The 21176-nt window shown below is 56.5% G+C and carries 17 protein-coding genes and 1 pseudogene; 7 read left to right on the top strand and 11 right to left on the bottom strand.

The window, feature by feature from the left end; genetic code table 11:
- Positions 1–32: 32 nt before the first annotated feature.
- The 3 genes from MUU46_RS04225 to yghU form a co-directional block, all read right to left on the bottom strand.
- Positions 33–1073, bottom strand: coding sequence for an aldo/keto reductase (locus MUU46_RS04225; RefSeq protein ID WP_258964848.1), 1041 nt, complete (start codon positions 1071–1073; stop codon positions 33–35).
- 196 nt (positions 1074–1269) lie between these two features.
- The gene (locus MUU46_RS04230; RefSeq protein ID WP_258964849.1) at positions 1270–2292 is read right to left on the bottom strand and encodes a sensor domain-containing diguanylate cyclase; all 1023 of its coding nucleotides are present in this window, start codon (positions 2290–2292) and stop codon (positions 1270–1272) included.
- A 111-nt stretch (positions 2293–2403) separates the two neighbouring features.
- On the bottom strand, positions 2404–3270 hold the full coding sequence (gene yghU / locus MUU46_RS04235; protein WP_159759879.1) for a glutathione-dependent disulfide-bond oxidoreductase: 867 nt from the start codon (positions 3268–3270) through the stop codon (positions 2404–2406).
- A gap of 368 nt (positions 3271–3638) precedes the next feature.
- Here yghU and MUU46_RS04240 point away from each other — a divergent pair, with 368 nt between their 5' ends.
- The 5 genes from MUU46_RS04240 to MUU46_RS04260 all read left to right on the top strand — a co-directional run bounded on the left by MUU46_RS04240 (position 3639) and on the right by MUU46_RS04260 (position 9142).
- Complete coding sequence (locus MUU46_RS04240; protein ID WP_258964850.1) at positions 3639–5231, top strand: ABC transporter substrate-binding protein; 1593 nt, start codon at positions 3639–3641, stop codon at positions 5229–5231.
- Between the two features lie 167 nt (positions 5232–5398).
- Positions 5399–6352, top strand: coding sequence for an ABC transporter permease (locus tag MUU46_RS04245; RefSeq protein ID WP_258964851.1), 954 nt, complete (start codon positions 5399–5401; stop codon positions 6350–6352).
- 6 nt (positions 6353–6358) lie between these two features.
- Positions 6359–7204, top strand: a complete 846-nt coding sequence (locus tag MUU46_RS04250; protein ID WP_258964852.1) for an ABC transporter permease — start codon at positions 6359–6361, stop codon at positions 7202–7204.
- Positions 7194–8174, top strand: coding sequence for an ABC transporter ATP-binding protein (locus MUU46_RS04255; protein ID WP_509908878.1), 981 nt, complete (start codon positions 7194–7196; stop codon positions 8172–8174). Before MUU46_RS04250 ends, MUU46_RS04255 begins: the two co-directional genes overlap by 11 nt.
- Positions 8171–9142: an ABC transporter ATP-binding protein gene (locus MUU46_RS04260; RefSeq protein WP_258964853.1), complete on the top strand. Its 972-nt coding sequence runs from the start codon at positions 8171–8173 to the stop codon at positions 9140–9142. Before MUU46_RS04255 ends, MUU46_RS04260 begins: the two co-directional genes overlap by 4 nt.
- Here the strand turns inward: MUU46_RS04260 and MUU46_RS04265 are convergent.
- Positions 9132–10040: a LysR family transcriptional regulator gene (locus MUU46_RS04265; RefSeq protein ID WP_159759877.1), complete on the bottom strand. Its 909-nt coding sequence runs from the start codon at positions 10038–10040 to the stop codon at positions 9132–9134. The genes MUU46_RS04260 and MUU46_RS04265 overlap by 11 nt on opposite strands.
- A gap of 112 nt (positions 10041–10152) precedes the next feature.
- On the opposite strand from MUU46_RS04265, the gene MUU46_RS04270 reads away from it, so the two are divergent.
- Entirely contained in the window at positions 10153–11568 is a 1416-nt protein-coding gene (locus tag MUU46_RS04270; RefSeq protein WP_258964854.1) for an aldehyde dehydrogenase family protein, read from the top strand.
- Positions 11569–11683: 115 nt separating this feature from the next.
- On the opposite strand, the gene MUU46_RS04275 is transcribed toward MUU46_RS04270, so the two are convergent.
- Positions 11684–12232, bottom strand: a complete 549-nt coding sequence (locus tag MUU46_RS04275; protein ID WP_159759873.1) for a DsbA family protein — start codon at positions 12230–12232, stop codon at positions 11684–11686.
- Between the two features lie 155 nt (positions 12233–12387).
- Here MUU46_RS04275 and MUU46_RS04280 point away from each other — a divergent pair.
- Positions 12388–13302 (top strand): annotated as a pseudogene (locus MUU46_RS04280) (glutathionylspermidine synthase preATP-grasp family protein); the annotation flags it as partial.
- 78 nt (positions 13303–13380) lie between these two features.
- On the opposite strand, the gene MUU46_RS04285 reads toward MUU46_RS04280, so the two are convergent.
- The 6 genes from MUU46_RS04285 to MUU46_RS04310 all read right to left on the bottom strand — a co-directional run bounded on the left by MUU46_RS04285 (position 13381) and on the right by MUU46_RS04310 (position 21000).
- Positions 13381–15288 carry a heavy metal translocating P-type ATPase gene (locus MUU46_RS04285; RefSeq protein ID WP_258964855.1) on the bottom strand — a complete coding sequence of 636 codons (1908 nt, stop codon included), beginning with the start codon at positions 15286–15288 and terminating at the stop codon, positions 13381–13383.
- A complete protein-coding gene (gene hflK / locus MUU46_RS04290; protein WP_258964856.1) occupies positions 15285–16346 on the bottom strand; it encodes a protease modulator HflK in 1062 nt (353 codons plus the stop codon). Before hflK (MUU46_RS04290) ends, MUU46_RS04285 begins: the two co-directional genes overlap by 4 nt.
- On the bottom strand, positions 16343–17344 hold the full coding sequence (gene hflC / locus MUU46_RS04295; protein ID WP_258964857.1) for a protease modulator HflC: 1002 nt from the start codon (positions 17342–17344) through the stop codon (positions 16343–16345). The genes hflK (MUU46_RS04290) and hflC overlap by 4 nt, the downstream gene beginning before the upstream one ends.
- Entirely contained in the window at positions 17341–19239 is a 1899-nt protein-coding gene (hflK, locus tag MUU46_RS04300; protein WP_258964858.1) for a protease modulator HflK, read from the bottom strand. Before hflK (MUU46_RS04300) ends, hflC begins: the two co-directional genes overlap by 4 nt.
- 73 nt (positions 19240–19312) lie before the next feature.
- On the bottom strand, positions 19313–20344 hold the full coding sequence (locus tag MUU46_RS04305) for an acyltransferase family protein (protein WP_309582936.1): 1032 nt from the start codon (positions 20342–20344) through the stop codon (positions 19313–19315).
- Positions 20341–21000, bottom strand: coding sequence for an SGNH/GDSL hydrolase family protein (locus MUU46_RS04310; RefSeq protein ID WP_258964859.1), 660 nt, complete (start codon positions 20998–21000; stop codon positions 20341–20343). The genes MUU46_RS04305 and MUU46_RS04310 overlap by 4 nt, the downstream gene beginning before the upstream one ends.
- Between the last annotated feature and the right edge of the window lie 176 nt (positions 21001–21176).

The raw sequence follows: 21176 nt of genomic DNA on the forward strand, positions 1-21176 counted from the left end.
AACAGAGGGAGGCGAAATGCCTCCCAATCACGTTACTTATCTGACGACGCATGCCAAAGGTTCAGCTGTCCGTCCGCCACGTGCTGGTCAATCTGCGCCAACTCCTGCGGCGTAAAGGTCAGATTGTTCAGCGCCTGAACGTTCTCCTCCAGCTGCTCCGGGCGGCTCGCGCCAATCAGCACCGACGTCACCCGGTTATCCTTCAGCAGCCAGCTCAGCGCCATCTGCGCCATGCTTTGCCCGCGTGACTGCGCCATTTCCTGCAACAGACGCAGGCTCTTCAAATTACTTTCGCTGAGCATATTTTCCGTCAGCCCGCGCGCTTTCTTGCCTTCGGTCTGCATCCGCGACCCGTCCGGGATCCCGTTCAGGTATTTACCCGTTAACAGGCCCTGCGCCAGCGGCGTAAAGGCAATGCAGCCGACGCCGTTATTTTCCAGCGTATCCAGCAGTCCGGTGTTATCCACCCAGCGGTTCAGCAAGTTGTACGACGGCTGATGAATCAGCAGCGGGATTTTCCACTCGCGCAGCAGACCCACCATTTGCTGAGTGCGCTCGGTGGAATACGACGAGATACCGATATACAGCGCCTTGCCGCTCTGCACCGCCTGAGCCAGCGCCGCGGCGGTTTCTTCCATCGGCGTTTTCTCATCCACGCGGTGAGAATAGAAAATATCGACATACTCCAGGCCCATGCGCTTCAGGCTCTGGTCGAGGCTCGCCAGCACATACTTGCGCGAACCGCCGGAGCCGTAAGGCCCGGGCCACATGTCATATCCCGCTTTGGTAGAGATAATCAGCTCATCACGATAGGTGATGAAATCGTCACGCAACAGACGGCCAAAGTTCTCCTCGGCGCTGCCCGGTGGTGGCCCGTAGTTGTTGGCGAGGTCAAAATGGGTAATGCCTAAATCAAAGGCTTTACGCAGCAGGTCGCGCTGTGAATCGAGCGACTGAATGTGACCAAAACTGTGCCACAAACCCAGCGACAGCGCGGGAAGCTGCAACCCGCTGTTGCCACAATAGCGATACTGCATTTGTTGATAACGTTCGGAACTGGCGAGCCAGGACATGGAAGCTCCTTGTGGTCTGTATTTTGAAACGACGTTTCTATACTAGCGCCTGAAAATGTTCCGGTAAGTTCGGGCGATCACATTGCTGGCGATTGATAAGGGAGAACCCCGATGACCCGACTGATGGCTGGCCCGCAGACGAACAGCCGAGCCTGCTGCTGCAGGCTGAAAGCAGGACTTCGTTTGCGAAGCTAACTCAGAGGCGGCGTTGGGCTGTTTCATGATTGACGGGTGCTTCGGACATCGACTCTTCTCCTGAAAGGGAGATAAGCGTCTGCCCAATGGCCGCGCCGTTTTTGCCGGTGTGTTTTATCTGATACATCGAGATATCAGCCCGCAGCAGCGCGTCGTTGAAATCGTCATCGTGCAGCACTTCATTAATCCCTATCGATGCGCCTACCGAGGCGGTGCCGCTGGCCAGTTCGAACGGCGTCAACGTCGCACGCAGACAGTTGTGCGCGGTGCTCCAGATAAGCAGGCTGTTGAGCGAAAACGGCAGCAGCAGCACAAACTCATCACCCCCCAGCCGCCCAACAACGGCGCCCGGAGGGCAGGCGTCACGCAGGCGCTTGCTAAGCTGAATGAGAAGCTCGTCACCACAGCGATGGCCGAACCGATCATTCACCGCTTTAAAATCATCCAGATCGATAAACGCCACGCACATGGCGTCGTCCCGTTGCATCAGTGCGAAGTGTTTTAACAACGCATGGCGATTGGCGAGCCCGGTAAGCGGGTCGTGATTGGCGAGCAGGGAAAGCTGTTCCTCGTACTGCTTCTCCTTGGTCATGTCGATGTGGGTGCCGGTGACCTTCAGCGGTTTGCCGTCATCATCCCACTCGCTCACGCGCCCGCGATCTAACACCCAGCTGACGGTGCCGTTTTTGTGCTGCATCCGATGCAAGGCTTCGTAATAGGGCGCTCTGCCTTCCAGATGACTGTAAAAGGCATCGAGAACCTGCTGGCGGTCTTCCGGGTGCAGGTGTTCCCGCCACACGTCAAAATGGGCGCTCAGGGCTTTCGGTTGATAGCCCAGCATCGCGCCCCAGCGACGGTTAAAAATAATTAATTTCCCGCTGGGGATATCCAGTTGCCATAAACAGAGCCCGGTGCCGTCGAGCGCAGCACTGAGCTTACTCTTCGCGTCACGAGCAATGCGTAGCAATCGGGCGTTATGCTTTTTCAGATTCTGGATCTGTTGTTTCAGGGCGATTTCAGACATTTAGATGCCATATGCCGGAGGAAGACATATTCATACTAATAATGTATTGGCGTGTAAATATACAGTGAGAAAAAAGTGACCGGGCCATGACGCCCGGTCGACGGGAAGGGCTTAGCCCTGACGTTTATCTTCGGTGTTGGTGTCGAAATCACTGGCAGAGTGACGCTCATGCAGCTGCTCGTTCAGCGGCCCTTGAGCGCGGTTTACGATGCGTCCGCGTTTTACCGCTGGACGGTTGCCCACGTCCTGCGCCCAGCGAAGCACATTTTTGTAGCTCTGTACGTCGAGGAATTCCGCCGCGTTGTACACCGCGCCCAGCACCACGTTGCCGTACCACGGCCAAATCGCCATATCGGCAATGGTGTACTCCTCGCCCGCCACATAGCGACTGCGCGCCAGCTGTTTATCCAGCACGTCGAGCTGACGCTTGGCCTCCATGGCGTAGCGGTCGATGGCGTACTCAATTTTGACCGGGGCGTAGTTATAGAAGTGACCAAATCCGCCGCCAAGGATCGGAGCCGCGCCCTGTAGCCAGAACAGCCAGTTCAGCGCTTCGGTCCGACCCGCCGGGTCTTTAGGCAGGAAGTGACCAAATTTTTCCGCCAGATACAGCAGGATCGAACCGGATTCAAACACGCGTAGCGGCGGGTTCACCGAGTGATCGCTCAGTGCCGGAATTTTCGAGTTCGGGTTCACGTCGACAAACCCGCTGGAGAACTGATCGCCGTCGCCAATGCGGATCATCCACGCATCGTACTCCGCACCTGTCACGCCGAGCGCCAGCAGCTCTTCCAGCATAATCGTCACTTTCTGCCCGTTCGGCGTGCCCAGTGAATAAAGTTGCAGTGGGTGCGTGCCCACCGGCAGGTCTTTCTCGTGCGTCGGGCCAGAAACCGGACGGTTGATATTGGCGAATGCGCCGCCGTTGTTTTTATTCCACTCCCAGACTTTCGGGGGCTGATATTCATTTTTAGACATACAGAAACCGCCTTGTTGTTTGAGATATTTCCCCGTCACTCTTCGAGTCGCAGGTGCGTTGACCGCACTCTCTAACCCCTGGCGCTTACTTAAGTAAGTGACTGGGGATTCGCTCTTTTGCCGCCTGCCTGCAACTCGAATAATTTAGGGGGACAAAAGGAGGAGTTTAGCAGGTGCGTAAGCTGAGCTTTAGCATTCAGAGTCGTGATGGCCTTAACGGCTTATTTTAAAAACATCTTATATAGATCAATAAGGATATAAGCTTAAGCGAAAATCGCATTTCAAATCGTGTGGGAAAGGCTCCAATATGCGCGCTGAACTGCGCCCGTTGGCAGACAATAATAATGATGGCAAGGAGTTAATAAAGCATGCGCAAGTTGGTTTTCTCCGCCGCGATGATGTCGCTGGCCTTAGGTCTCGCTGGATGCGACGATGCAAAAAATAATGACACCGTAAATGCTCCCTCCGCCGATCAGAATGCCGCACCGAAAGACGGCGGCTCGCTGATTATTGGCATTACCTCCGGCGATCCGCTGGCGGTGAACCCGATTTACGCCAGCGACCGCACCACGCTGACCATCATGCAGGCGCTTTATGCGCCGCTCTATAGCTACAATGACGGAAAAATTGAGTGGGCTCTGGCAGAAAGCCTGACGCCTTCTGCTGATAATCTGAGTTACACCCTGAAGCTGAAACCTAACCTGAAATGGCAGGATGGCCAGCCGCTGACCGCCGATGACGTGGTGTTCACCTTCAATAAATTGCTGGACGAAAAGCAGCACAGTTTTTTCCGCAGCATGTTCATGTTCGGTGGCAAACCGGTACAGGTCAGTAAAGTCGATGATCTGACAGTAAAATTCACTCTACCACAGGTCAGCGCCGCGTTTGTTGGCACCCTGGTGCAGATTTACCCAATTCCACAGCACGTGTTCGCCAATGAAAGCGACCTGGAAAAAAGCAGTAAAAACGATGCGCCGGTTGGTTCCGGGCCGTTCAAATTTAAGGAATATCGCGCGGGCCAGTATTACGCTTTGTCGCGTTTTGACGATTACTGGAATGGCAAAGTGAAGCTCGATTCCGTCACTTACCGTTTCGCCAAAGACAGCAACTCCGCCAACCTTGCGCTGCAAAACGGCGAAATCAACATGAAGATGGTTGACCCACAGGACGTGTCGCGCCTGAAAAACACCGGGAAATTCGACTTTGTGGTTTACCCGGAAGGGCGTCTGGCGTACATGACGTTCAACCAGAATGTGCCGGTGATGAAGAGCAAAGAGTTGCGTCAGGCGATAGCGTACGCCATCAACAAAGACGACCTGGTCACTACCGCGTTTACTTCTCAGGACTACGCCAAACCGGCAACGTCATTCCTGACGCCGGACACGCTGTACCATTCTGACGATGTCGAACAGTACAAATACAATCTGCAAAAAGCCAAAGATCTGCTGAAAGCCTCCGGCGCCCCGGCCAATCTCAAACTGCGTCTGGCCTACGTTAATACCAACAAAACCCAGGAGAGCATGAGCCTCTATATCCAGCAGCAGCTGAAAGCGTTAGGCATTAACGTTGAGCTGATGCCGCTGGATGCTAACGCCATGTCGCAGCGCAGTCTCGATATGCAAAGCACGGCGTGGGAGCTGAACCTCGGGGGGTACATCATGGGCGCGGAGCCGGACGGCTATAAATCGCTGTTCATGAGCAACGAAGCCTACAACTACGCGCATTATAAAAATCCGCAATTCGATGCGCTGTGGGATAAAGGCTCCATTGAGACCGATGCCGCCAAACGCGGTGAAATCTACAAGCAAATTCAGCAGACCGTTGCGAACGACATGACCTACTACCCGATTGCGTACACCAACGCTACCGTGGCAGTCGACAAGCGTTTTGGCGGCACCGCAGAAGCGGAACCGAAGCCGGTATATATGTTCCAGGATCTGTCGAAAATCTATCAAAAATAATCTGTTAGCCCCCAGCTTGGGTGATACCGTTATTTTAAGGTTGTGATATTCGGGGCGACCGCCGGGTCTGGCCTCCCTCCGGGAACCAGATCCCGGCGTTTCCCCGTGTGCATTGCCTGAGATAAACGGTGTCACCCTTGCGGGGGCTTTTTTGTGAAGGGAATGTCGTGAACGCAACGCTAACGCGTCGGCTGCTGCAACTGCTGCCGATGCTTTTCTTTATTTCACTGGTCGCTTTTTTACTGGTGAAACTCGCGCCGGGCGATCCCGTGCAGGCGTACATCACGCCGCGCATGGCCCCGGAGGATATCGAGCGTATCCGCCAGAGTCTCGGGCTGGATAAACCGCTGGTGACGCAGTACTTCCTGTGGCTGAAAAACCTGTTTCAGGGCGACCTGGGCTACTCGCTGATTTATCACCGCCCGGTGCTGGAGATGATCGTCGAACGTATGCCCGCCACGCTTGGCCTGATGGGCGCGTCGCTGTTGCTGGCGATCGTGCTGGCGGTGCCGCTCGGTCTGCTGGCCGGTGCGTTTAAACATCGCTGGCTCGATCACGTCCTCAACCTGTTTGCCTATATCGGCATATCGGTACCGATTTTCTGGTTCGGCATATTGCTGATAACGGTGTTTGCGGTACAGCTCAACTGGCTGCCGAGCATGGGAATGCGCACGATCGGCGTGGAAGACAACTGGCTCGACGTTGTGCGCCACGGTGTGCTGCCGTGTATCGCGCTGACCTTCTACAATCTGTCGACCTATGTGCGCTATGTACGTTCCAACACCATCAGCCAGCTGTCGGCGGACTATGTGCAAACCCAGCTGGCGTACGGCGCAACGTATCGCACCATTCTGTTTCGCCACGTGATGAAAAACGTGCTGCTACCTGTTATCACCCTGTTTGGCCTGTCGTTTGGTGAAATGGTAGTGGGCGCGTACGTCACCGAAAGCGTGTTCTCGTGGCCGGGCATGGGGCTGCTGGGCATTCAGGCGATCTCCTCGCTCGACTACCCGCTGATCATGGCGATCATTTTGCTGTCGTCGTTAATGCTGATCGTCGGCAACCTGCTGGCGGATCTGCTGTATCGCTTCGCCGATCCCCGCATTCGTACCCAGAGGTAACCGCCGATGAGCAGACGTTGGCAAAACGTACGTCACCAGCTGCGCCGCAATCGTCCGGCGCAGTTCTCCCTTTTGGTGCTCTTTATTTTCATCCTCGCGGCGCTGGCTGCGGGGTTAAGTCCTTACGATCCGGATCAGATGTCGCTCGGTGCACGCCTGCTGCCGCCCGATGCCGCACACTGGTTCGGCACCGACGAATACGGTCGCGATTACCTTACGCGCGCGCTGTACGGCGGCCAGATTTCACTGATGGTCGGCTTTATGGTGATGCTGTTTTCCACGCTGATTGGCACCGTCGTCGGCACCGTGAGCGGCTATTTTGGCGGATGGATAGACAACATCATGATGCGCGCCGTCGATATTCTTTTGGCGATCCCGGCGTTCTTTCTGCTGCTGGTGCTCAACGCGTATCTCAAGCCCGGCGTGGACAACATCATCATGATTATCAGCCTGTTGACGTGGATGAATATGTCGCGTCTGATCCGCGCCGAAACGCTGTCGGTGAAGGAGCGCGAATACGTGCTTTACGCCAGGGCGTCCGGCGAGCATCCGTTACGCATTATCGCGCGGCACATCATACCCGGCGTGTTGCCGACGATCATCGTCTCCGCGACGCTCAATATCGCGTCGGCCATATTGATGGAATCGACGCTGAGCTTTTTGGGCCTCGGCGTGCAACAGCCCGCGGCCTCGTGGGGCAGTATGCTCAACAACGCGCAGTCGTACATCGGGGAAGCTACCTGGCTGGCGATGTTCCCCGGCGTACTTATCCTGTTGACGGTATTCAGTTTTAACGTGCTGGGCGACGTGTTCCGTACCGCCTTCGAGCCGGGAGCCAATCGTGATGCATAACTTACTGGAACTCGATAACCTGCGAACGTCGTTCTTCACCCGCGACGGCGAAGTACATTCGGTGCGCGGCGTGAGTTTTGCGCTGAAGCCGGGCGAACTGGTCGGCATCGTCGGGGAATCCGGCTGCGGCAAAAGCGTAACCTGTAAATCGGTGATTCAACTGCTTGGCAAAAACGGCAAAATTACCGGCGGCAGCATTCGTTTTCGCGGCGAAGATCTGGCGCGTAAAACGCCGGAGCAGATGCGCAAAATTCGCGGGAACGATATCGCGATGATCTTTCAGGATCCGATGACCGCCCTGAACCCGGTGCTGACCATTGGCCGTCAGATGGCGGAGATCCTCATCCGCAATAAAAGTCTGTCGAAACGCGAGGCGAAAGCCCAAGCCATCGACATGCTGACCCGTGTCGGGATTGCCGATGCCGATCGTCGTTTCTTCCAGTATCCGCACGAGTTCAGCGGCGGGATGCGTCAGCGCGTGATGATCGCCATTGCGCTCTCCTGCAACCCGGAGCTGTTGATTGCCGACGAACCGACCACCGCGTTGGACGTCACCATTCAGGCGCAGATCCTGCGGCTGTTGAAATCGCTCCAGCAGGAAACAGGCACCGCCATTTTACTGGTCACGCACGATCTTGGCGTGGTGGCGCAGGTATGCAGTCGCGTCGTGGTGATGTACGGCGGGCAGGTGATGGAGGAGGGCAGCGTCGAAGATATTTTCTGGCGGCCGTTGCATCCGTACACCCGTGGCCTGCTGGCGTCGCTGCCGCGCGCCGACGACCCGGAACACCGTTTGTCGCCGATTGAAGGCTCACCGCCGGGGTTACTCAACCCGCCAACCGGCTGCCCGTTTGCCGAGCGCTGCCCGCAGCGGATGGCGCAATGCGACACGCCGCCGCCGTTTTATTCGAACGCTGAGGGTCACCGCACCGCGTGCTGGCTGTGGCAGGATAAGGAGATTCAGGCATGAGCCAGGAACCGTTAATTCGCGTTCGCGACCTACGTAAACACTACGCGCTGAATGGCGGCTGGCTGCGAAAAGGTCGTCAGGTGAAAGCCGTCGACGGCGTCAGTTTTGACATCATGCCGGGCGAGACTTTCGGCCTGGTGGGGGAATCCGGCTGCGGTAAATCGACCCTCGGGCGCGCTATGCTGCGGCTGTTTGATATCACGTCCGGCGAGATTTCCTTTGCCGGGCAGGAGATTGCCCACGCCTCAGAGAAAACCCTCAAACCGCTGCGCCGCCGGATGCAGGCTATTTTTCAGGATCCATATTCCTCGCTGAACCCCGGCATGACCGTCCAGCAGCTGGTTTCCGAACCGATGCAAATTCACGGCTACAGCAAACAGGCGCAGCGTGAACGCGCTGAAGAACTGTTGTACAAAGTAGGTCTTAAGCAGGAGCATTTGCAGCGTTTCCCACATGAGTTCAGCGGCGGTCAGCGCCAGCGGATTAGCATTGCGCGTGCATTGTCAGTGCGTCCGGAGTTTGTGCTGTGCGATGAGCCGCTGTCGGCGTTGGATGTCTCGGTGCAGGCGCAGGTGGTGAATATCCTGCAAGATCTACAGCAGGAATTAGGGCTGACATACCTGTTTATCGCCCATGATTTGTCGATGGTGCGCCACATTTCCAGCAGGATCGGCGTGATGTATCTCGGCAAGCTGGTGGAGGTGGCTGACGCAGACACGCTGTATCGGCAACCGGCGCACCCGTACACTCGGGCGCTGCTGGCCTCGGTGCCGCAGCCCGATCCGCGTGTGCGAAATCTGGAACACGGCGGGCTGAAGGGCGAGATCCCAAGCCCGACCGCAGAGATTAACGGCTGCCGTTTTTGCAGCCGCTGTCCGCACGTGATGCCGGTGTGTCAGCAGCTAGAACCGCCGATACAGGAGATCGCCCCGCGCCATTTCGCCGCCTGCTGGTTGTTTAAGGTGTAGGCGTTCTGTCGCGTATCTCGCGTACCAAATCGATGAACGCTTTCAACCCCGGTGGAACGTGACGTCTACCGGGGTAGTAAAGACGTAGCCCGCCAAACGGCTGACACCATTCGGCCATCACGCTGACCAGTCGCCCGGCAGCGACATCGTCCTGCACGAACAAATCCGAAATAAACGCCAGCCCGATGCCGCTCAGCGCGGCGCGGCGGATGGCGCGCATTTCATTAAGCACGATGCGCGGTGGCACGTTGACGGAGAATTTCTGCTGATGACGCTCCAACTCCCAGTGATAAATCCCGCCGTGCGCCATACGCATCCCGACGCTCTGGTGCTGACGCAGATCGTCAGGCGCCAGCGGCGTGCCGTGTTCGGCCAGATACTCTGGTGTGGCGACGACCAGCATGCGGATGTCCGGCGTGAGCGGCACCGCAATCATGTCCTGCGGCACGGATTCTTCGAGTCGAATCCCCGCGTCGTAGCCTTCCGCCACGATATCCACCATCCGCGATTCGCTAGTGATTTCCAGGCGCATTTGTGGATAACGTTGCAGGTATTCCTCAATCAATGGCTCGTATAAAATCGATACGCTCTCCTGCGGGGCGTTGATGCGTAACGTCCCGGTCGGCGTGTCCGGCACGGCGGTGATCTCTTCCGATGCGCGCTGAATTTCCGCCAGCGCGGGCGCGATGCGCTCGACATAGCGCTCGCCCGCAGGCGTCAGCGCCACGCTGCGCGTCGAACGGTTAAACAGACGCACCTTTAGGCGGCTTTCCAGCCCGGCGACGGCGTTGCTGACCGCGGTAGCCGACATGCCCAACTCCCGCGCGGCAGCGCGAAAACTCTGGCGGTGCGCGACGGCGAGCACAACTTCCAGTTCAGTGAATCCACTGCGATGCATAGATTATCCCGATTTTCGGTACAGTCCGTACAGGATAGACCCACTTATCGTAGCGGTCATCTGTTTCTATACTCCTTCCACGCACTGAAAAACAGAATACGTGGAGAACAACATGCAGCACATCGACAACATCTATATCAACGGTGAATTCGTTACCCCGCACGGCAATGAGCGTTTTGAGCTGTTCAATCCGGCCACCGAAGCGGTAATTGGCACCGTGCGTCTGGCGGATGAAGTGGATGCCGGGCGAGCGATTGCCGCCGCGAAAGCCGCATTTACGGGCTGGTCACGTACCACCAAAGACGAGCGTATTGCGGTACTGAAACGCATGCATAAAGCCGTCGCTGCGCGTGAAGATGCGCTGCTGGAGGCTATCGTTACTGAATACGGCGCACCGCAGGCTCGGGGCCGCTGGATGGCGCAATATCCGGCCGACGTTATCGCTCAGGCGATTGAAACCCTGGAAGAATTTGAATTCGTGGAACAGGCAGGAAGCGCGCAGGTGGTCATGGTGCCGGTTGGCGTGGCGGGGCTGATTACACCGTGGAACAGCAACGTCGGGTTTATTTGCAACAAGCTGGCGACGGCGATGGCTGCAGGCTGCACGGCGGTGATCAAACCGAGTGAAATGAGCGCTATGCAAACGCAGATAGTGACTGAAGCGCTGCACGAGGCGAACATTCCGGCGGGTGTGTTTAACATCATTACCGGGCGCGGTGAGGTAGTGGGCGATGTGATTAATCGTCATCCGGATATCGCGAAAATTTCCTTCACCGGTTCAACGGCGGTGGGCAAACATATTGTCGAAAGCAGCGCGCAATCGTTGAAGCGCGTCACGCTGGAGCTCGGTGGGAAATCTCCGACGGTTATTCTTGATGATGCCGATATCGAAAAAGCCGTCCCGCTGGCGCTGGCGGCAGGCTTTATGAACAGCGGGCAGGCGTGCATTGCCGGGACGCGTATTCTGGTGCCGCGCAGTCGCCAGGCGGAATTTGAACAGGCCTTTGCCCATGCGGTAGGCCAGGTGCAGTCCGGCGATCCGCGTGACGATAATACCGAAATCGGCCCGATGGTCAGCCGTAAACAATGGCAGCGCGTGCAGGACTACATTCGTCTGGGCGTGGAAGAGGGCGCAACGCTGCTGGTGGGTGGCGAAGGGCGTCCGGCGGGCATGGAAAAAGGCTGGGGCGTGAAACCGACGGTGTTTGTCGGGCATAACCAAATGCGCATCGCCCGTGAGGAAATCTTTGGCCCGGTGCTGATGATTATCCCTTACGAAGATGATGCCGACGCGCTGGCGATTGCCAACGACACGGATTATGGCCTGAATGCGATGGTGCTGGGTGGCGATACCGAACGCGCCGTGCGTATTGCGCAGCAGATTGAGTCCGGTCGCGTGATGGTCAACAGCCTGGCCAATGAACCTAAAGCCCCGTTTGGCGGCGTGAAACACTCCGGCCTGGGCCGTGAAATGGGCAAATGGGGGATGCAGGCGTATCTGGAAGCAAAAACGTTGATTGTGGGTTAAGCGTTTGAATGCTCGGCGGCACTGCGTTTGTCGGGCCGACGGGATCTGGATTGATAGCAATTGATTTGGTGTTTTTAAGCCCGGTAAGCGTAAGCGCCACCGGGCAAATTTCTGTCTAGCTCATGAGCCGTTCGGCCCATACGCTAATGTCATCTCCGCTACCCAAATCCGGCTGTACCAAACCATTCACCATAAAGGTCGGCGACACGTGGATACCGTTCTGACGGGCATATTTGCAATGCCATTTGATGACGGTTTGCAATTCCGGCACCGCAAACGGCTCGCTCACGTTTACCCCGCTGTAACGCTCAAGACGTTCAACAATATCCTGCGGCGTGGCCTGCATATTCGGGCCGCTGCAATGGTCGGTAAATTCAAATTCCTCACGATGATCGGCCACCGCCTGCAACACTTTTTTCGCCGCTGCTCTGCCGTCCGGCAAGGTCGATGCCGCCAGAATATAGCGAACGATCACGCCTGAAAACATGTGCCACGGCTGTGATTGCAGACGAATTTTTACCGTTACTTTGTCTTCCCCCACCGCTGCCAGCAGCGCATCAAGTTTGTTGAATGCCTTCACCGAATAGGGGCAAGTCGGTTCCAGAAAAACCTCGAAAGTCCGTGGACCGTGACCCCATTCCAGTGCCTGTGCTTGTAAGCTCATGTTGACTCCTGATGTTGTGTTGTCGTTTCGATTATCTTATCTGTGAGGTGTATGATTAAGCCACTTCTGCCACAGTGTTGGCAATGTGCAGACAACAACAACAGGATTTTCGCTAGCCGCCTGCTTCCCTGAACTGGAAAAATTAGGTTGGACGAATGAGTACTGGAAACTCCAGCAGCGATGCTCCCTTTGGTACGTTGTTAGGCTATGCGCCGGGAGGCGTGGCAATTTACTCCTCCAATTACGGCAGTCTCGATCCCCGCAATCCCCCGGATGACGTCTCTTTCCGCAGCTATATCGATAACGAATACATGGGCCACAAATGGCAGTGCGTAGAGTTTGCGCGTCGCCGAGCAGAATGTCGTTTATCACCCGCTGCCGCAGCCCGCGCTGCCGGGGAAAGCGCTCAACATTCAGGGCGCGCGTCTGGATAATCAGGGCCAGTTTGACGGCGCCTGGCTTAACGAGCAGGAGCTTATAAAAGCCACCAACGAGCTGCATCTGATGTATCTGCACGCTACCGATAAAGTGATGAAGGACGACAACCTGCTGGCGCTGTTTGATATCCCGAAAATCCTTTGGCCGCGATTGCGACTTTCGTGGCAGCTTCGTGTCACCCGGAAGGGGGGCTGATTCTGGAGCAATGGGCCAAAACGGGTTATCGCGGGGACGGGCATAATCCGTCGGAAGAGCTGCTCAGCGAGCTGACTGGCGCGTGGAAACACAGCACCGCCCGACCGTTTGCACACATCATGCAGGACAAGGAGCTGGAGGAAAACTATCACGCCCGCTTTATGCAAAAGGCGCTGACGGATGCCGGGTTCGAAAGCAAAATTCTGTATGGCCTGGACGAACTGCGCTGGGATGCCGCAGGGCTGCTGATTGACGGCGATGACCGTCCGGTGAACTGTGTGTGGAAAACCTGGGCGTGGGAAACCGCCATCGAACAGGTGCGCGAAGTGAGCGAAACCGAATTCGCGGCGGTGCCGATCCGTACGGGACACCCGGACAACGAAGTATGGCTGATTGACGTGCTGTTGCGCCCGGAAGTGATGGTCTTCGAACCGCTGATAGTGAAGAAGGGCGAGTCGTAAACTCGGGGTATTCAGGGGCATGACGCCCCTGAATACTGTATGGCTGTAAACGAATCACAGCGTTTCATTAAACTGCAGCAAGCGGCCGGTGTTCAGTAACACCAGCAGCGTGCTGAGGTTATGCAGTATCGCGGCAATCAATGCCCCGGAGGATCCGAGCATTCCCAGGGCGGCGGCGATAACAATGAGTACCGTCCAGCCCAGCCCGATAATCACATTGACCTGCAACGTGGAGCGACACTGCCTGCTCAGCCTCACTGCAGTCGCCAGGCGGCGTAAATCGCTGCCGGTTAACACCACATCCGCCGAAGCCAGGGCGATATCGGCGCCGTTGCTGCCCATCGCGATACCGACGGCACCCGCTTTTAACGCCAGTGCGTCGTTTACCCCGTCACCGACCACCATTGGCCGCCACCCTTCATTCACCGCCTGATGCACCTTCTGGAGTTTTTCGGCGGGAAGTACTTCTGCGGCCAGCTCACTGATACCGGTCTGCTGCGCCACACGCTGCGCGGCAATCTGTCGATCGCCTGTAAGCAGAAGCTGATGGTCGATACCCAGCATTTTCAGCGTCGCCATCGCCTCGGGGGCTTCCGGACGAAGGGTATCCTCCAGCAGAAACCAGCCGAGAAACACGCCATTTTCTGCAAGGCCGACGACCGGACCGTCATGGATGGGTAACGGAGAGACGCTGACCCGGTAACGCTCAAACAGTTCGCGTCGGCCCAGCAGCACCTGACCTGCGTCCGTCGTGGCAATAACACCCAGGCCGTGCATTTCCTCCACATCACGCAGTGAGATCGCTTTATGATTGTGGCGGGCGTCGACCAGCGCCCGGCTGACCGGGTGATTGCTGACGGCACCCAGCGCTGAGGCCAGTTGCAACACGGCCTCGCGCGAGCGTTCGCTAGACTGAATCAGTTCGGCCAGTCGCAATCGGCCCTGGGTCAATGTGCCGGTTTTATCAATAATCAGCGCGTCAACGTCGGCCAACTCCTCCAGAAATGCCGCATTGCGGATAAGGATCCCGTGCCGGGCGGCGACGGCAATCCCTGCCATTGAGGTGGCTGGAGCCGATAACACCAACGCACACGGGCATGCGGCAACCAGTACTGCCAGCATGGCCTGGCTGTTATAGGTTAAAAACCAGGTGGTCGCGGCAATCAACAGCACCAGGATCAGATAGTGGCCGGCGTAGCGTTCCAACATCCGCGTAATCGGCGGTTTGGCCTGCTCGGCATCTTTCATCAGGGCGATGACTTTGCCCAGTGTCGATTGCTCGCCGGTATGGGTGACTTCGAGGCGCAATAAACCGTTCAGGTTCAGTGTGCCGCCGAAGACGGACATCCCCACCGAGACTTCAACTGGCACCGATTCGCCGGTGATCGACGCTACGTCCAGACTGGCATGACCGGAAAGGATCCGGCCATCGGCAGGGATTTGATCGCCCGCGCGGACCTCGACAATATCCCCAGGTTTAAGATGCTGGCTGCTGATGCTTTCCAGCGAACCATCGGCCCGCACGCGTTTCGCCTGGCTGTGCGTCAGCTTACTCAGACCGGCAATGGCCTGGCGGGTGCCCATCACGCTGCGCTCTTCAAGGATATGGCCGAAAATCATGATGACCGGTAGTAACGCGGCGGTCATCAGGTCGCCCAGTGCCCACGCGCCGAGCATCGCCAGGACGATCAGTTGGTCAGTGACGCCGTGAAGATCGGGGTGACGTAAACTGTGCCATCCTGCGCGGAACACCGGTACAGCGACCAGTAACCATGCGACGCCTGCCAAAATATCGCTGATTGCCGGTTGCTCTGGTGCCATTGCGCGCCAGAGCAGGCTTAGCAACAGCAGCCCGATGGTGACCATCGCCAGCGTGAGCTGACGCGACATGCGACGCTGTTCAGCCGGGGTTTGCAGGTTGTTGCTGAAGTGAATATGTCCGTGACTGCACTGATGGCTCATGGCTGTTTCTCGCTGGCAGGCGGGGTGGCTGATTGCGGCATAAGACCTTGTAAGATCAGACGGCTATCGTCGCCGGGCGCGACGGTAATGACCTGTCCGGCCTGCGCCAGAATTTTGGTGACTTTTTCGCGCCACAGTCGCTGCAACATCCCGCCGTCGGTGCCATCCCGCAGGACCTGTGACAGTTGCAGGATGAGTTGCGTATCGGTGCTGGCTTTTGCCAGCGTTTCCTGGCGGCTGGCTTCGGCTTGCTGAAGCATGCGGTCTGCCTGTTGCTGCGCCTGCTGAGTGCGCAAGGTGGCGGCGGTGCGCGCCGCGGCAATCGCCTGATCGGCCTGCTGGCTGGCAGTCAGTACCGCATTGAATGCCGCAACGGCGTTATCCGGCAGTGAGGAGATAATATCGACCCGCTCAATAGTGATGCCCGGATAGTTGCCGCTGGCACGCATTCGCGCGAGGCTTTGCTGCATATTCTGTTTGAAATCGCTGCGCAGACGGAGTCGTTCCTCGGCAGAGTGCTGGTCATTCAGCGGCGTCTCAGGGCGTGCGACCAGGATAGCATCCAGATTGCGTTCCATTGCAACAACGGCAGCCGCCCGCTCGGCGAGGCGGTCGATCAGCGGATCGATATGCGGACGCTGGAGCGCAAAGCTGATGGGATCGCTGACACGCCAGAACACACGTACATCCAGCTGCACAACCCCTTCATCGCCGGTCAGAAGATATCCCGCCCCGGCGCCGGCATCACCGTCACGATCCCAGCTATTGACGAGATCTAACTGCTCGCCGCGGCGCAGCATCAGGACCTCTCGCTCCATAATCCGTTCTGAGGCTGGTACCCGCTCGATGCTGCCGACGGGATGAGGCCAGACAAACAGCAGCCCCGCATTAGCCACGCGAACCGGTTTGCCAAACTGATAGACCACCGCTCGGCTATCGGGCGACACCTGGTGGATGCAGGAGAATAGCCAGACACACGCGGCAATGATGGCCGTGCCATAAAGCGTGAAGAAAGCGATGCGATAAGACTGCCCCCACGGCGTACGGACGGGCATCATGGTTGAGTTTTCTCTTGCGGCTGGCCCGGCTCCTGCACCAGCGTTTTAAACGGGGCAGCATCCGTCCTCAACACCAGACGGGTGCTGGAGTTCACGATCGAACTCAGGGTGTCCAGCGAGCGCAGAAGGTCATAGAGCTGCGGGTCACTGTGCCAGGCTTTGCCGTATATTCCGGCGGCGTCGCGCTGGGCATTGGCGGTGATGGCGGCGGCTTTTACCGAGGCATCAGCTTCTAGAATGCGGGCATCGCGATCGGCTTTGGAATGAATTTCTGCCGCCAGCCGTTTGCCTTCTGCCGTGCGTTCGGCGGCGATGGTCTCACGTTCCGCACGCATCCGGTCGACGGTGGCATTTAAGGTCACGGCAGGCAGCGTCAGGCGTTCAATGCCGGTCTGGATAACCTCAATGCCATAGCTGTTAAGTAACTGGTTTTTAAGCTGTGACTGAAGCTGCTCTTCCAGTTCGGCAATTTTGACCTTTTTGCCATCGACGTTAACGATATCTGATAGCGCGTAATTGCTGGCGGTGGTTTCCAGCGCCGAGCCAATAAAGGTGCGGATCTGGCGAGCGGCTTCATCCGGTTGGTTTTGTACGGCACGGATGAAACGCAGCACGTCGTCGTTGTCTGATTTTACTTTCCAGATAACCCAGGCTTGCATCAGGACCCGCAGTCCATCCCGGGTGCCGACGTCCTGCAGGCCACTTGAAGTGGAGCGGATGCGTAAATCGACATCAACCGGCGATTCAAAGGGCGCAGGTATCCGCCATGCCAGGCCGGGTGTGAGCAGAACCCGCACCGGATCGCCGAACCGGGTAATGACCGTCGCGCTACCGGCGCGAACTTCCAGCAGACTGGCTGTCAGCACTGCCAGCATCACCAGTAAGGCCGCCACGCCGAAGCGCAGAGCACGTTTTCGTGGTGACGGGGCTTTGGGAAACGTCTGCCTTTTAACCGCATTGGGCGCGTCGTTGGCGGGGGTTATCGCGGTTATCTTCATTTCGTGCTGGCCTTCTGTGGAGCGGTGCTGTCCGTTAACGCGGGAAACTGGCGTAAATCCAGGACGGGTTGGTTCGCGCCCTGGAGGTGAGCGTCGAGAATTAAAAGCGGGGTATGGGCCAGGGTCTGGCTCAGGATTTGGTAGCGTCGTTCAGTGATAAACGCGTCACCCGCCAGGTGCCATGCTTGCTCTTCTGCCGCAAAATTTGTTGCTGCGGCTTGGGCCCGTGACAGATTTTCTGCGGCAGTGGCCTGCGCGCTATGCATACCGGTCTGCGCATTACGTTGCGCTTCGCTGGCCACCGTGGCGGCATAGCCTTTTTCGCGGGAGATTAACGCATTACCCGCGATTTGCGCGGCCTGAACACCATGATAAGCATCGGCTGCCCCGGCGGGCGGATGAATCGCTTCAATACGCGTGAACAGCAATTCCACCCCGGTATTGAGTGCAGTCAGACGCTGCTGGATTTGCTGGCTTAGGGTGGTCGCCAGCGTCGCCCGTTGCTCATCGAGTAATTCATCAAGTTGCTTGCTGGCAAATTGGGTCATCAGCACCTGGCGTGCGACGCTGCGTATCAGGCCTGGCAAGTCTTGCGTCTGATACTGACTGTTAAGTGCGTCTTTATCGGTGAGGCCAACGCGCCAGATCAAACGAATATCAGTATTGACCATCTGGAAGTTCTGACTGTCCATCGCTGTGCTGGCAATAACCTGCGACTGATCGGTGGCATGGTCGTTATCCCACAGACGCCAACTGCTCTGCGGCGCAGGTGCTTCCGCGCTGTCGGGGGGCGTTTCCGCTTGACTCACCTGTGTGTTATCACTGAGCTGTAACTCATGCACTGTACCGTTTTCAACGGCGATAACCCGACCAAAGGGCCAGGGTAATCCGGCGTGCAGACCGGGCTGCAAAATGGCCGTCGGGCGGCCAAATCGTTCATAGATTCCCCGCTGATGTAACGTAATTTCGGTTAATCCGCTGAGTAACCAGCCGAGTGCGGCGATGCCACAAGTCACCGGTAACAGCTTTTTAGCCATCAGGCGGAAGGCCTGGATCTGGCGCAGATCGACGCCAAAACGCTGATGGAATGCGCTCAGCAAAAAAACGAACGGTCGCAGCGGCCACTGATACAGCGCGGTCAGCAGACTCCGCGTGAGAAAACGAGGCTCAGACTCCGTGGGAAGAGGGTGCGTCACGGCCGCCAGAGCGCGTAGCAGATACTCAAACGCCATCAGTAGCGGGATGAGCGTCGCCAGCTTAACAGCCCACAACGCCAGGGCAGGGGAAAGCTTCGCGCCGAGCAGGGACAGCGAAAGTAATATAAAGATGCTGAGCAAGGCGCGGGCAAGACCAATATGCTCCTGTTGATATTGCCATCCCCGAACCACTTTGAAGCTGAGCATTCGCTCAATCAGCAGCAGCGCAAAGCACAACAGAATAAAGACGGCGCTGACGGTCAAGGGGGGAACATCGCTCGGATCGACAGGCGTTGTGTCCGCTAAATTTGAGATGGCAAACGCCAGAGCCAGGCCTGCAGTGATCACCGTAGTGGCCAAATGCTGGTGGAAATAATTCAACCAGGCTTGAACGTTGGGCGGCAATAGCTGACGGCGTGGGCGTGATTGTGCGGCGGGATCAGCAATGAGTTCAGGTTCTGATGACTGAATACCTTCACAGCGGAGTGAATTTTCGACAAAGGCCAGGGCGACAAACGATGCCGACAATACCAGGCGAGTGATTGATAACCATAAACCAGGGCTGGAAAAGAGTTCCAGTAAGGCATAAGACATGCCAAAGATGACCAAAATACCGAAAAGACAGGCCTGAGTGATGAGCAAACGCTGGCCACGCGGCGTGCCTTTAGGCGATGCCACCGGGGGTGAGGACGGGGTCATAATCCGCTAATTCTCCTGATAGGGTCCAGGATGATTCTCATCTAAAAGCGAAATAGTTCGTAATGTTATATTGTTACGATATGTACAATGACAGGTGCGAGATGATGAAGAGGAGTGCTGCCGCCACCGCATTAGTGGCTAACAGCAGTAAGACAGAGATGCGTCGCTCGATAAAGAGATAGCTGATAATGCTGATCCCAATGGCCGCCGCAATACACAGCGCCATGGACAGGCCGGTTATCTGCCGCTCAAAGAAGTAGGTCGCCCAGACAATAACCGGCCAGTGCCAGAGATATAGGGAATAAGAAATTCGTCCTACCGGTGAAAGTGCGGCGAGTAGATTGTTTGCCGGGGCATCAGGAAGCAGAAGTAATATGGCAGCAGAAAGGCAGGGTATTAGCGCCCATAGTGATGGGGTGGCATAGGTTCCCTGATACAGAAGGCTGCAGACCACAATGCTGGCCGTAGCCAGACAATAGATGAGCGATGATAACCAGGGGGCCAGTGAACGTCGGTCGGGAAGCCAGGCAATAATCCCCCCCATGGCGAACTGCCACAGACGCTCGATAAAACCGTAGTACCCCATTCCCCCATTGAACTGGCCTGCAACCAGGGAACCAACGGCAATGCAGCAGAGCGCCCCCCATCCCCGACGAGTGATCCCCAGAAGTAGTATCAGCAAATAAAACTGCATCTCGACAGAGAGCGACCAGGTATGCAAAAAAGGATAGGCCAATGATTGCCCGGCAAAATAACCAACATGCTGCGATGCCCAGAAATTTGAGACGTAAAGCAGTGCCGTCCAGCCATTGTACGCAATATCCTGCCTGTCCATGGGTAATACCCACCACAGTGTAGCGAGCGAAATAGCGGTAACCATGCAAAGCAGTGCCGGTAATAACCGCTGTATTCGCCTGGCGACAAATTTCCATGGCGTAAAGGGGGTATTCATCAGCGCTGTTTTGCTCATATAGTAGCCAGATATGACGCAAAAAATATCAACGCCTACAAAGCCGCCAGAAAGCCAGCCAGCATGAAAGAATACAACGAGTAAAACGGCCAGGCCACGTAACCCATCAATATCAGCACGTCGGGAAGCGATCAGTTTTTTTCGCCTTTCTTCTCAAGGAGGGGCAATGTCGCGTCCACAATATCTGCTCCCCATGCTTTATAGCTTTGAGGTGTCAGATGTAGTCCATCGACAGTTTTGACGGTATTACTCTGCATGAGGGAGGTACTGTCAATATAGGTGCAGGGTGTCACGTGTGAGCTAAGAAAATCTGAGATGCGTTGGGTTTTTTGCTCAGTTTTCCCGTAGCGAGGATTAAACGTGCCCCACGTTGGCCCGACCCAGATGCAACGGGTTTTACTACTGATGGCAGTAGTAAGGGGTTTTATCTCGCTTTCTAACCATTCAGTGGGGAGAGTATCTGTGCCATAGGCTCCGATGGTATCACCGTACACCACAATCACTGCGGTAGGATCCCACTTTTTGATCAGCGTATCGATATCAGGAAAAGGAAATTTTGCGTCGTAAGGATCGGTGATTGGGCCGGTCCCTTCTCTTATCGTGCCGCCACAGCCAGTATCGACCGGTCCCTTCAGCCAAGCATCCGGAGTGGAGGAGCAAACACCATAGGTAATGACTTTGGCACCCATCTGCTCATAGGTCTCTGGAAGTACAGAAAGTAGTGAACCCTGAAAGGCCACATGACTATCCCCTATGATAAGAAGGGTTATCCCAACCAGTGCTGCTTGCACGCTTTAACTCCCTTTAAATTCAGCATAAGACAGAGAGAGATAACTCTCCCTGGAAAAGATCACATTACAAACCACTCATTTACACCTGGGAGGGAGCACCTAAAGCGTTGGCACGATAACCCTATGATTTTTTTTCATACAGTGTAAGCGTGTCACCCTCACATGCCGCCCATCAG

Origin of the sequence: Scandinavium tedordense, from assembly GCF_024764965.1 — a bacterium.
Classification (GTDB): Bacteria; Pseudomonadota; Gammaproteobacteria; order Enterobacterales; family Enterobacteriaceae; genus Scandinavium; species Scandinavium tedordense.